Source organism: Halanaerobium saccharolyticum subsp. saccharolyticum DSM 6643 (assembly GCF_000350165.1).
In the GTDB taxonomy this organism is placed as follows: domain Bacteria; phylum Bacillota; class Halanaerobiia; order Halanaerobiales; family Halanaerobiaceae; genus Halanaerobium; species Halanaerobium saccharolyticum.
In genome coordinates this window covers 710,629-723,182 of sequence record NZ_CAUI01000023.1, presented here as the reverse complement: position 1 = coordinate 723,182, position 12,554 = coordinate 710,629, and the positions used below count along the sequence as shown (strand labels likewise).

The window sequence follows — 12,554 nt, the reverse complement described above, 5'->3', positions numbered from 1 at the left end:
CTTGGTTATAAGTTAAAGGAGATTGAACAAAAGCCTCATAGCTGGAAAAATTTAGTTCATCCAGAAGATATAGATAGTGCTTTAGAAAAGATGAAAAAACATTTAAAAGGGGATAAGGATATTTATATTAGCGAGCATCGTTTAAAAACTAAATCTGGGGACTATATTTGGATTAGAGATATTGGTAAAGTTGTTGAAACAGATGAAAATGGAAATATATTGAGGGCAACAGGTATCCACCTTAATATAGACCAATATAAAAAACGACAGCAGCAGATTGAATTTTTGTCTTTTCATGATGAATTAACTGGATTATATAACCGCCGTTATCTGCAGAATGAAATTAAACGCCTAAATGGTTCAAGAAGGTATCCAATTAGCATTATTGTAGGTGATTTGGATAATTTAAAAGAAGTAAATGATAGTTTTGGCCATGGTATTGGTGATCAATACCTTAAAAAAACTGCTGAATTATTAAAGGAAGTTCTGCGCAGTGAAGATATAATTGCACGAACTGGGGGAGATGAATTTGTAATTTTACTACTTGAAACAAATAAGTTTACTGTAAAAAAGATTTGCAATAGAATCAAAGAAAAATTTAAAAAGTATAATCAGCAAAAATGTTTCTTAAAAAATCTTTCAATTTCTTTAGGGAGCTGCACCACTGAAAGTTGTACAGATAATTTAAACAGAGCCTATGAAAAGGCAGATAAAAAAATGTATATCAATAAAAGAAGCAAATAGAGATTAAATAGTCGGTTATTCCGGCTATTTTTGGTTTTATACGACTAAATGATAAATTGTATGACTAAATCAAGTTTTAATTTTACAAATTTAGTTTAAAGTGATAAAATTACATCAATTTATAACTGATTGTGTTATATTAATAAAAAGTAGTGAACAGCTAGTAGTATTAACGATTAGTAGTAATCAGATTAAAATTAAAACCAATGAGAAGTAGAGAAAGGGAGGAATTTATGAATTTTATATTTTTATCACCTTATTTTCCAAATAATTTTTATAATTTTTGTGTGGGATTGAAAGAGGCAGGTATTAATGTTTTAGCAATTGGAGATTTAGCCTATGATGAATTGCGGGCTGAGCTTAAAGATTCTCTGACAGAATATTACCGAGTAGATAATATGGAGGATTATTCTCAAATGCAAAAAGCCTGCGGATATTTTACTTATAAATATGGTAAAATAGATCGTATTGAATCTAATAACGAATACTGGCTTGAAACAGACGCTAGATTAAGAAAAGATTTTAATGTTAAAGGCTTAAAAATTGATGATATAGAAGCTATGAAATATAAGTCTAAAATGAAAGAAGTTTTTAATCAAGCAGGTTTAAATACAGCTCGCGGTAAGGTTGTTGATCAGTTAGAAGAAGCAGAGAACTTTATTGAGGAGGTTGGTTATCCAGTAGTTGTTAAACCGGATAATGGAGTAGGCGCTGCTGATACTTATAAAATAAATAATTACGAAGAATTAGTTAATTTTTTTGAAAACAAATTAGATCTTGATTATATAATGGAAGAATATATTGATGGTAGAATTTACACTTTTGATGGTCTGACAGATCAAAATGGAAAGATAGTTTTTTCTTCTTCTATGGTATTTAATGACGGAATTATGGAAACTGTAAATAATGGACTGGATATGTTTTATTATATCCCAAGAGAGCTGCCTGCCGATATAGTCGAAGCTGGACGGAAAACAGTAGAAGCTTTTGGGCTAAAAGAAAGATTTTTTCATTTTGAATACTTTAAAATGGATGATGGCAGAATTGTTGCTTTAGAAGTTAATGTTCGACCTCCAGGTGGGCTAACTCTTGATATGTTTAATTATGCCAATGATATTGATGTTTATAGAGAATATGCTAGAGTAGTTCAGCATAATGTTTTTGAGGCTGATATCAGCAGAAAATACAATTGTTTCTATATTGGTAGAAAAAACTTTATAAACTATAAACACTCCGTAAATGACGTAATTAATAATTATGGAGAATATGTAATTAGACATGAAGAAATTTCGCCTATTTTAGCACCTGCAATTGGAGATTATGGTATTATTTTAAGAACAGAGAACCTTGAAAAAGGTAAAGAAATAGTCGAATATGCAATGAAGCATGTTTAGGAGGGAGTAGAGCTTAGATGAAAATTGAATATAGAAGTTTTTATAGTTCTATTTTAAATAGAGAAATGCCATTTAAGATTTATGGACATGCAGGTAAACCAATGCTTGTCTTTCCATCATCGGGAGGCAGTTTTCATGAATATGAAGATTTTGGTATGATTGATTCAATTTGGCCATATATAGAAAATGGCCAGATAACAGTTTATACTGTTAGCAGTGTTGATAATGAATCATGGTTAAACCATGAGATGCATCCACATGATAAAGCAGTAGTCCATAATAACTATGATAAATATATAATTGATGAGCTGCTGCCATTGATTAAATATCACTCCAACTGGCAGGGGGGTATAATTAGTTCGGGATGCAGTATGGGTGCCTATCATGCAGTTAACTTTTATTTCCGTCATCCAGACGCTATTGATACAGCTATAGCTTTAAGTGGTATTTATGATGGCCGATTTTTTACTGGAGGCTATATGGACCAAGAAATTTATTTGAATTCTCCAGTAGATTATTTAAAAGAACTGGAAGATGAATGGTATATTAATCATTATCGAAGTAATGACTTAATAATCTGTGCCGGTCAGGGAAGATGGGAAGAAGATACTTTAAGAGATACCAGACTTTTAGATACTATTCTTGCCGAAAAAAACATACCGGCCTGGTTTGATTACTGGGGTTATAATGTGGATCATGACTGGCCCTGGTGGAGAGAACAGATGCCCTATTTTTTAGAGCTTTTAAAAGAAAGAAATATTATCTGATAAATAATCAAAAAAATAAAGCCGGGAATCCCCCGGCTTTTCTTAATTGAAGATTAACAGATAGAAATTAATTAGACAAAATTATTTAGATAAAATTATTTAGATAAAATTATTTAGATTAACATTAATTATAATTACATAAGAATTACAATTACAGATGTTAAGCTAACTTTTTTATTATTTTTTCCAGATATCTAGATTTTAGCTGTTTGCTGGCCATTAATTGTTTGATAGGAGGTAATTTTAAAATAGCTGAAAATACAGCTGCCATTGCCCTGTGACTGCCAAAAGCCTGATTCTCAAAAATAAGATTTGCTAATTTACCTCTTTCAATTGCCATTAGAACTGTTCTGTGGACTGAATTAACTGGAGTTATAATTTCTTCTTCTCGTCTTTTAAGACTGAGCGAATGATTTGGACAGGACCTAACACAAACACCACAGCCAAGACAGATATCCTCATTGATTACTATTTTTTCATCATCTCTGGAGATTGCATCGATCGGACAGGCTTCAATACAATTACCGCAGTCAATACAGCTTTCATAATTAAGTTGTGGCAGATAATTAGTTGTCTGGACCGGATGTAAATTACCGAATTTTTTTGCTGCCAAAAGTGCTTCACAGCAGCAGCCACAGCAGTTGCAGATAAAGGTTGGACTTTCACGTACATTTTCCCCACACTGTACGAGACCGTGTTCATAAGCCTGATGAAGCAGTTCTAAACATTCTGAGCTATCAACTCTACGTGCATGATCATGTCTGATTAGAGAATCAGCTGTATTATTAAAGGTCATACAAATATCAAGTGGGGCATCACAGGCCTGATCAAGGTGATGCATTTTATGTCTGCAGTAACAGGTACTGATTCCTATATGTTCAGAACTTTCTATGATATGGCTTGCCTTTTCAAAATCTAAAATATGAACCATATTGTCTTTTGAAAGTACTTCTTCATTTACATAGACTCGTCCTAGTTTGGTTTCACTGGCTAAAAATAGATCTTTAATAAAATCTTCTTCAACATTTAAATATTGATAATATAATTCTGCCAGGAGTTTTTGATTAATATCACTACGGGTTCTCATCATCGAGAATTCGAAAAAACCCGCCATTGGTGGTGGTAATATATACTTTTTAACCCCCTGATCCCTAGAATCAAGTAGTATTGCTCTTTCTGCAAGTTCATCCAGAATGTTTTCTGTTTTAACTGGATCCATTTTTAAAATTTTAGCTGCTTTTTTTACTGTAAATGGTTTTATCGGCAGTTTAGCTACTATTTTTGCTTCTTTTTCACTAAAAAGTGTAGATAAAATTTTATAAAGGGTTTCAGAAGGTGGTGCACCCTGTGGAAATTGATTTAGTCTTTCTTCTAGATTTTTATATGCTGATTTAGCTGTTTTGTGTGACAAAATATACACCTGCTTTCATATATATAATTAGTTAATAATTAGCTATCTCCTTTATTTTTTCTAGTTTTAAATATTAATTTGATATAATACAATTTATTAACGAGGAGCTTTTTTAATGTTAAAAGATAAGATTAATATAAAAATTATTAAAAACTTTGAATCTAAAATTATGAACAACAAAAGAAATATTCGGATTTATCTGCCTCCTTCTTATTCGGCTCAACCTGATAAATATTATCCAGTTTTATATGTGCATGACGGACAAAATGTTTTTGATGCTTTAGAATCTTATTCGGGACAATCCTGGAATTTACATCATACAGCAGATTCTTTAATTAAAGAAAAAATGATAGAAGAAATAATAATAGTTGCTGTAGATAATATGGGTGAGGAAAGACTAAGTGAATATGCTCATCAGGATGGTTTTTTTCAGGGAAAAGAGATTAAGAGTAGAGGTATCAAATACGAAAGATTTTTCATTAAAGAATTGATGCCATTTATAGAAAGAAAGTATAGAGTGAAAAAAGGTTCTAAAAATACTGCTTTAATGGGGTCTTCGATGGGTGGTTTAGTTACTTTCAATATGGGTTTAAGAAGGCCAGATCTTTTCGGTAAATTGGGAGTAGTTTCTCCCTCTCTCTGGTGGGGAGATAATGATGCTGCGGCTAAATTAAAGTCATATGATTATCCGGGCTTGAAATCTAAAATTTGGCTTGATACAGGTGATGCTGAGGGAAGATTTATGTCTTTTACAGAAGATGTTATTGCCGAGATTAAAAATATAAAAAATAATTATGACTTAGACCTAGTTTATTATCAGGCTCCCGATGCTGTTCATAGTGAATCAGCCTGGGCTAAACGTGTTCATTCTCCCTTATTATACTTTTTTGGAGAAATTGGAGAAATTGAAACTGTTGAGCTTATTGGAAGAGAAGAAATATCACTTAATGGCCCTCAAATTAGACTTAATCCCGTCTTAACTTTCGACAGTTCTTTTAAGATTACTGCCTTAGAGGGTGAATATAAATCTCTAAAGCCAGAACTATTAAAAATAAATAATTATGGGACTTTAATTCCTAAACAAACTGGCATCGCCAAAATCGAATTTAATGTTTGGGGATACTCAGCTTTTAAAAATATAAAGATTGTTGAAAAATTAAGCAGCTGAAGATAAAACTTTAGATTTTGAAGTTAAAAAATTTGGCAATTTAATGTTTTTGACTAAAAAGTCGTATGCAGAAAAATAAGCTAAAGGATTTTTTTAAAAAATATTGAAATATAATAATAGGAACATTTGTTATAAGCTGGCGTATATACAGTCTTCAATTAATTCTATATTATTTTCAGCTGCAAAGTCTCTAATTTCCTGACTTCGTGTTCCCGGCTGCAGCCAGACATATTTAATTCCTAGCTTACTTATTTCTTCCATTACTTTAATTCCACTTTTTGGGTTGACAACCATATCAACAACATCAATATCGTTTTCGATAGAACTTAGGTCAGGATAGCATTTAAGATCAGCAACCTCTTCAAATTTAGGGTTAACTGGAAAGACATTATAGTCGTTTTGTTTTAGTTTTTTAACAATTTTATAGCCAAATCTATTTTTTTTAGTAGTGGCACCAACAACAGCCCAGTTTTTAAGTTTCATTGTTTCATTTTTTAAACTCATAATAACAACTCCTTATATGATATACTTAGTGAAAATTAAAAGTTAGTTAAAATTGAAAGATTTTATTATTGATTTTATTATTGATTATTTTAAATTGATTATCTTAGATAGATAAATAGTATTTATTGATTAATTTAATTTTATCAAAATTTGATTAAAAAGCAAAAAAAGAGGAGAGCTAGCTATGACAAAAAAATTAAAGGTCTCAATTGTCAGTGGTGCACTACTGGGAGTCATCTGTATTATTGGTGGTGGAATTAGAATGGGTTATGTTGGCAATGAACTTTATTTGTTTGCTCTATGGTATAACAGATTAATTATGGGTATTCTAATAGGCTTAACTAAAATGGATGCTGGAATTACAGCTTTATTTAAAGGTGGATTTTTAGGTTTAATTGTTTCTTTAGCTTTTTATCTTTCAACAGGGATGAATGATCATATCTCATTTTTAGCTGGTATTGCCTATGGTGTTATCATAGTTGCAGTAGCCAGAAAATACGAATAGTAAAAAAATAAACCGCAGTAGAAGTATATTCTAAATCTGCGGTTTGCTTATTTAACATTAAATTTTATTTAATTTAAGGAACTAATACTGTATCAATAACATGAATTACTCCATTGCTGGCTTCAATATCAGTAACTGTAACCTGTGCATCATTAATATAAACCATACCGTTTTTTATATTTATTACAATTTTTTCACCAAGGAGTGTATCAACCATGGCACCATCCATTCCTACAACATCTTTGGCCATTACTTTGCCAGATACTACATGATATAATAGTACATTTGCTAACTGATCTTTATTATTTAAGAGACTTTCTAAAACACCATCAGGTAATGCTGCAAAAGCCGCATCTGTAGGTGCAAAAACTGTAAATGGGCCATCGCCTTTTAGAGCCGCAACTAAATCAGCTTCAATAACTGCTGTAACTAATGTGTTAAAATCATCTGCTTCAAGAGCAACATCTAAAACATCTGGACCACCTTTGAGGTGTCCATCAGCTAGAATAACTGGAGATAAGGAAATAAGGAAAGCTAAAACCAATATCACTGAGATAACAATAGAAACTTTTGATTTGAAAATGCTTTTTTTCATTAAAATTTCCTCCTTCTTAATATTCATAATTAACTGTTAAATTAATTTTACCACATAATTCTTTATTATACAATAACAATGATAACTATTTTCAATATTGTATTTTTGGTTACATTATTAAATAAATTACATATTTATCTAAAAATTAATGATTCTGATTATCACTGCTGATGCTTAGAATCTTAAAAAACGCGGTATTTTTCTTTAACAGAAAATTTATGATATAATAATTTATGTGTATTAAAAAATCAGATAATTTAAATAAACTGGTTGAACAAACACTATTATCTTAATTTAGGGTGATGAAAATTCAAAAAATAGATTTTGAAAAATATTTAAAAGAATATGATCAGACAACTGGACTTTTTCCAGAAGAATTAATGAAAATAGGTGAGAAATATCACAGTAAAGGTTATTTAACTAAGGCTGAATTATATCAGCTGGCTCATTTAAACTCGACCCGCAGTTCTTATCATGTGAAAAGAAATCCTGAAGGCAGGATAGAAAAAGTAACTGAAGTAGCTTATAATATTGAAAATGATTTCTGTCGTTTAGCATTATATACAAGTTTAATGGGAATTGGAATTCCAACAGCCTCTGCTATTTTAACTTCTTTAGATTCTCAAAAACATTGTGTTATTGATACTAGAGTCTGGGCCACCCTCTACAACCTGAATTATTTCGAAAAAGAAAAAGAAAGTTTTAAAGCAGATGATTATCTAAAAATAGCAAAAATAGTTAGAAAAATGGCTGCTGAAACTGATTACAGTACTGCAGAAATTGCTTATGCACTATTTGCTTATGATGTAGTTCATCGGGATGGTAATTTACACTAGTTTTTAATTTAGCTTGTCTTTAATTTAACTTGTCTTAAATTTAGTTAATCTTTAATTTAGTTAATCTTTAATTTATATCAAAAATTAATAAGAATATTACAAATCTAATATGATTTAAAAAAATTAATTATTAAATAACTGAAATTTATAATAGGGGGATTTTATGAATAAAGCAATGCTCTGTACCTTAAATAAAGATAATGCAGAAACAAATATATTAATTATAAAAAACAAGATTGATCCAGCAGATTATAATTTAAATGTTGATTATCAATTAGAAGATACTGATCCTGATGTACAGCATCTTATAAATGCTCAGGTTGGTCAGGAAATAAAAGTTGATTTTCTAGAAGGAGAAAACAGCTGGAAATTAAGCAGCAAAAAGATGTTTATTTCTCATTTTGATTATGCTTATGACTTATCCAGTTTAAAAGATTTCACTGATTCATTAGTCACTTTTAAAGCTAATGATAGAGAAATTGATACTGAAATTATACAAATGTTAAAAAATGATATCTTTCCGGCAGCTGCTTTTTGGGAAAATGAAAATATAGATCAAGATTTAACTGCAGAGCTGATCTTAAAGTACTGGGATTTAGAGAGTGTTGACACTTACCCTGAAAATGATTTTTATAAAATACTGCTTAAGTTTGCAGATGACAAAATAAATATTATTAATCAAAAAATAGCTGATTATTGGTTTGAAATTCCTTTACAAATTAGAAAAAAAATTAACAACTTAATAGCTGCAGATGAAATAAAATTTGAAAATTATTTGGTTTATCTGCAGACAAGAGACAATATAATTTTAAATACCATCTTGCTTAACTTTTTAAAAGAAGCAGAAGGAGAGTCTCAGGAAAGTATAAATAATTTATTTGAAAAATTTCACTATCAGTTAATTGATGAGTTAACAAAATATTCTTTAGAAAAAGATAAAAAAAATAATTTAAATCCAATCATACCACATGGTGATTCTAAGCGAAAAGAATTAGAGCTGCAGCCTAAATTAAATATGATGGATTATTCTCTACTAGAAATATTTGATAATTATTCAATTGAAATAGATTTTGAGGCTTTAAACTTATTTTCAGAAAATGAGTTAAAAAGTTTATCTGATTACTTAAAAAGTTTAACTTCACATGTCGAATACTTAAATCAAATGAGAGAAAAACTTAAATGTGATAGCTGTGGCCAGATGATGGAATATGAACTTGACTATTCTCAAGAAATAGCCGCCTATAAAGTGGGTAATGCCCACTGTAATAATCTAGAATGTGATAATTTTGATCAAAAAATAAAATTTAATTAAACTGATAGGAGTGAATTATATGTTATTAGACTTATTTAAAAATTTGTTAGGAATTGGAGTCGAAAAGATTACTGTTGATGAACTTAAAAGAAAAAAGATTCCTAAAATTGATATCAGGGATGAAGAAAGATATCAAAAGGGCCATATATCAGGAGCAATTAATATTCCTTTTAAAAAATTTGATATTAATAATCCAAAATTAAAGGAAATAGATAAAAACAGAGAAATAGCAGTTTATTGTATTGGTGGTATCTCAAGTATAAAAATTACAAGAATTTTAAATGAAAATGGTTATGAAAAAGCAAAAAGTTTAAAAGGTGGCTATGCAGCCTGGAAATCATAATCTAAACTAATTGTCTAAAAGAGCAGTGACAATGGAGCAGTTAAATAAGAAGAATTATCTTAGATAAGAGGTGCTATAATTATCAATAAAAATAAAGCTAAAATAAAAATAATTAAAAATGGTCCTTATTGTGTTTTTGGTTCTATACCTTTATCAGAAAGGATAATCACACCAGTTGATAAGCATTATGAATATCAAGAAGGCAGAAAACTGGCTCAAAAAAATACTTATTCACTCTGCCGCTGTGGTCAGACTAAAACCCCTCCTTTTTGTGATGGCTATCATAGTGAAATAGATTTTGATGGAACTGAAACAGCAGCAAGAGAAGATTATAAAACCAGAGCAGAACTTTTGGAAGGAAAAGAAATTAATTTGCTGGATGATAATCGTTGTGCTTATCTCCGCTTTTGTCATACAGAAAAAGGTACTACCTGGGATTTAATAGATAAATCAGATAAAAATGAGGAAAAAAGCTTAGCTATAAAATCAGCTGAAGAATGCCTGGCTGGAAGATTAACTGCTGTTTCCAAAACTGGAGAAATATTAGAAAAAGAGTTTGAGCCAGCAGTAGAAATTTTGCAGGATTCAGAAAAGGATGTTAGTTCAGCTATTATTGTTAAAGGTAAGATAGAAATTGAAGCTGCTGATGGAGAAATTTATGAACCCAGAAATTCAGTAGCTCTTTGTAGATGTGGAGAATCAGAAAATAAACCATTTTGTGACTGTACTCATTATCATATTGGTTTTAAAGAAAATGAATAAAATATTATTATTTTAATTCTAATCAATGATTTTTTGGATATAATAATGTTAATTAGATATAATAATATTAATTAGAGATAATAATTTTAAGCAGATATTAAAGGAGGGAAAGGGATAATTAAAAATATAAAGATGACCAAGCAAATAAACAAAATTAATTTTTATCGCATAATTTTATTTGCAGGTGCTGCCAGTTATATAATCTTTGCTTTTGTCTATAGGATAAACAGTAATGTTTATGATCCTATGTCATTAGGAGAGAGAATTATATCAGCTTTAATGTTTTCCACAGCATTTTTTATGTCTTATAAAAATGAATTTGTTAAAAATAATATAGAAATAATTAGCTACTTTCTTTCTCTATCTGCGATCCTGCAGCTTTTTTATTATAATCATCTGTTTAATTTCAATTTAGGGTTATCTATACCCCTGATTATAATAATTGCAGTATTTAATCTAATTTTTGATCTTAATAAGCTTAAATTTTATACTAATCTTATTCTGATAATTTTAATTTCACTATCTTTATATATATGTAATTCACCGAATGTAGTAACTTCTTTTTATTTAACTTCATATATTATAATAGCTTCTTTGAGTTTTTACATCAGCTATTTTATTGAAAAATCCCAAAAACAACGCCAAATTAATTTAGAAAAATTAAAATCTCAATATGAATTTCAAAAAACTTTTGCAAAAATATCTTCAGAATTGGTAGATTTGGGACTTGAAAACATAAACTATAGAATTAATAGTTCTTTAAAAGAAATAGGAGAATATTTTAATATCGATCGCAGCTATATTTTTATGTTAAATGAAGCTGGAAAATTAATGTCCAATCAGTACGAATGGACTGCTCCAGGAATCAGTTCTCAAAAAGAAAAATTACAAAATCTAAAAACTAAAAATTATCAATGGTGGTTTAAAAATTTAAGAAATAAAGATGTAATAATTATAGAAGATGTAGATAGATTAGAAGCAGAAGCTGCAGCAGAAAAAGAATTATTAAAATCTCAAAATATAAAATCTTTAATTGTATTCCCAATCTACATTGAAGAGGAAATAACTGGATTTTTTGGTTTTGATTTAGTTGAAAATAAGATTGACATTAATGAAATAAAGATTGAACAGCTAAAAATTTTCACCGATGTTATTACAAATGCGATTTCAAAACATCAGGATAATTTAAAAATTAAAAAACTAAGTTATTATGACAGTTTAACCGATATCTACAACCGAAGATTTTTTGAAGAAGAATTAAAAAGACTCGATACAGCTCGTCAGCTTCCTATTTCTATTATCATGGCAGATTTAAATGGTTTAAAAATAATTAATGATAGTTATGGTCATAAAATGGGAGACTATGTACTTAAAAGGGCTGCTGAACTATTAAAAAAATCAATTAGAAAAGAAGATATTTTAGCTCGCCAGGGTGGAGATGAATTTGTGATTTTACTACCGCAAACCACCCCAGAAGAAGCAGCCAAAATTATAAAACGAATTAAAAATAAAACGGGAATGATCGAAGGAACTTCTATCCCGATTTCAATTGCACTTGGACAGGCTACAAAAACTGATAAAAATGAAGAAATAGAAGAAACATTAAAAGATGCTGATAATCAAATGTATAAAAATAAGCTTTCAGAAGGCAGAAGCAGTAAAAGCAATATTGTTGCAGGTTTAATTAATGCTTTAGAAGCTAAAAGTAATGAAACTAAAGAGCATGCTCTTAGAATGAAAAATATAGCTTTAAAGTTTGCTGAAAAACTTAAACTATCAGAATCTGAAAAAAATAGACTTTCACTTATAGCAGAACTTCATGATATAGGAAAAATTAATATTAGTGAGGAAATACTAAATAAACCTGATAGACTTAATCAGAAAGAATGGGAGATAATAAAAAAACATACAGAACAGGGTTATAAAATTGCCTCCTCATCAGAAGAATTTGCTGCTGTTGCTGATGACATTTATGCTCATCACGAAAGATGGGATGGAACAGGTTACCCCCGACAATTAGAGGGAGAAGAAATACCTTATTTAGCAAGAATAATTACTCTTGTCGATGCTTATGATGTAATGACAAATGACCGAGCATATAGTGATGCAGTCTCAAAAAGAGAAGCACTTGTTGAAATTGAAAGATGTTCAGGAACTCAATTTGATCCTGAATTAGCAGATAAATTTATTGATTTGCTGGAGGGAGAATAAAT

The 12,554-nt window shown here is 29.7% G+C and carries 13 protein-coding genes and 1 pseudogene; 11 read left to right on the top strand and 3 right to left on the bottom strand.

All coding sequences use genetic code 11. The annotated features are described in order from the left end of the window. The 3 genes from HSACCH_RS13475 to HSACCH_RS13465 all read left to right on the top strand — a co-directional run. On the top strand, positions 1-744 hold a 744-nt coding region (locus HSACCH_RS13475), incomplete at its 5' end, for a sensor domain-containing diguanylate cyclase (protein ID WP_152416050.1). Between the two features lie 233 nt (positions 745-977). Next, on the top strand, positions 978-2,138 hold the full coding sequence (locus HSACCH_RS13470; protein WP_005490528.1) for an ATP-grasp domain-containing protein: 1,161 nt from the start codon (positions 978-980) through the stop codon (positions 2,136-2,138). Between the two features lie 17 nt (positions 2,139-2,155). Continuing rightward, the gene (locus HSACCH_RS13465; RefSeq protein ID WP_005490527.1) at positions 2,156-2,905 is read left to right on the top strand and encodes an esterase family protein; all 750 of its coding nucleotides are present in this window, start codon (positions 2,156-2,158) and stop codon (positions 2,903-2,905) included. Between the two features lie 160 nt (positions 2,906-3,065). Here HSACCH_RS13465 and HSACCH_RS13460 read toward each other — a convergent pair whose 3' ends face one another. Next, positions 3,066-4,316 (bottom strand): 4Fe-4S dicluster domain-containing protein, encoded by a 1,251-nt coding sequence (locus HSACCH_RS13460; RefSeq protein WP_005490525.1) that lies wholly within the window; start codon positions 4,314-4,316, stop codon positions 3,066-3,068. Positions 4,317-4,431: 115 nt separating this feature from the next. Here HSACCH_RS13460 and HSACCH_RS13455 point away from each other — a divergent pair, with 115 nt between their 5' ends. Then, a complete protein-coding gene (locus HSACCH_RS13455) occupies positions 4,432-5,484 on the top strand; it encodes an alpha/beta hydrolase (RefSeq protein WP_005490524.1) in 1,053 nt (350 codons plus the stop codon). A gap of 129 nt (positions 5,485-5,613) precedes the next feature. On the opposite strand, the gene HSACCH_RS13450 is transcribed toward HSACCH_RS13455, so the two are convergent. After that, positions 5,614-5,988 (bottom strand): CoA-binding protein, encoded by a 375-nt coding sequence (locus HSACCH_RS13450; RefSeq protein ID WP_005490523.1) that lies wholly within the window; start codon positions 5,986-5,988, stop codon positions 5,614-5,616. A gap of 184 nt (positions 5,989-6,172) precedes the next feature. Between HSACCH_RS13450 and HSACCH_RS13445 the strand changes: the two genes are divergently transcribed. Then, a complete protein-coding gene (locus HSACCH_RS13445) occupies positions 6,173-6,493 on the top strand; it encodes a hypothetical protein (RefSeq protein WP_005490521.1) in 321 nt (106 codons plus the stop codon). A gap of 73 nt (positions 6,494-6,566) precedes the next feature. On the opposite strand, the gene HSACCH_RS13440 is transcribed toward HSACCH_RS13445, so the two are convergent. Continuing rightward, complete coding sequence (locus tag HSACCH_RS13440) at positions 6,567-7,088, bottom strand: fasciclin domain-containing protein (RefSeq protein ID WP_005490520.1); 522 nt, start codon at positions 7,086-7,088, stop codon at positions 6,567-6,569. 302 nt (positions 7,089-7,390) lie between these two features. Between HSACCH_RS13440 and HSACCH_RS13435 the strand changes: the two genes are divergently transcribed. From HSACCH_RS13435 to HSACCH_RS13655, 6 genes and pseudogenes are all read left to right on the top strand, one after another. After that, the gene (locus HSACCH_RS13435) at positions 7,391-7,924 is read left to right on the top strand and encodes a hypothetical protein (RefSeq protein WP_005490518.1); all 534 of its coding nucleotides are present in this window, start codon (positions 7,391-7,393) and stop codon (positions 7,922-7,924) included. 163 nt (positions 7,925-8,087) lie between these two features. Then, entirely contained in the window at positions 8,088-9,236 is a 1,149-nt protein-coding gene (locus HSACCH_RS13430) for a hypothetical protein (RefSeq protein ID WP_005490517.1), read from the top strand. 19 nt (positions 9,237-9,255) lie between these two features. Further along, positions 9,256-9,579 (top strand): rhodanese-like domain-containing protein, encoded by a 324-nt coding sequence (locus tag HSACCH_RS13425; protein ID WP_005490516.1) that lies wholly within the window; start codon positions 9,256-9,258, stop codon positions 9,577-9,579. Positions 9,580-9,642: 63 nt separating this feature from the next. Next, positions 9,643-9,855: pseudogene (locus tag HSACCH_RS14210) on the top strand (CDGSH iron-sulfur domain-containing protein); the annotation flags it as partial. Positions 9,856-9,930: 75 nt separating this feature from the next. Further along, the gene (locus tag HSACCH_RS14155) at positions 9,931-10,341 is read left to right on the top strand and encodes a CDGSH iron-sulfur domain-containing protein (protein WP_005490514.1); all 411 of its coding nucleotides are present in this window, start codon (positions 9,931-9,933) and stop codon (positions 10,339-10,341) included. 132 nt (positions 10,342-10,473) lie between these two features. Further along, positions 10,474-12,552: a bifunctional diguanylate cyclase/phosphohydrolase gene (locus HSACCH_RS13655; RefSeq protein WP_005490512.1), complete on the top strand. Its 2,079-nt coding sequence runs from the start codon at positions 10,474-10,476 to the stop codon at positions 12,550-12,552. The last annotated feature ends 2 nt before the right edge of the window (positions 12,553-12,554 follow it).